We start from the raw sequence: 258 nt of genomic DNA on the forward strand, positions 1-258 counted from the left end.
GTGGTAACCCAGGTGTCGGCTCGCTGCACCGCCTGCGTGATGCCGTCGAGAAGCAGTGGCCACACGCCATCGAAATCGAAGAACACAGCCATGCCGACCTGGCAAACGCCTATGTCGCCGGTGCTTCTGGCCTGCCGTTCGCCGTGCTGCGTGCCTACGCCGGCTCCGACCTGCCGAAGGTCAACCCGCTGATCAAGAGCGTCACCTGCCCGTTCACCGGTGAAGTGCTGGCAGCCGTGCCGTCGGTGCGCCCGGATG

1 pseudogene is annotated in these 258 nt (G+C 65.9%); it reads left to right on the forward strand.

The features are described 5' to 3' along the window. Positions 1-258, forward strand: a pseudogene (locus FQ668_RS27740) (CoA transferase subunit A); the annotation flags it as partial.

Origin of the sequence: Pseudomonas sp. Kh14 (assembly GCF_900291005.1) — a bacterium.
Classification (GTDB): Bacteria; Pseudomonadota; Gammaproteobacteria; order Pseudomonadales; family Pseudomonadaceae; genus Aquipseudomonas; species Aquipseudomonas alloputida.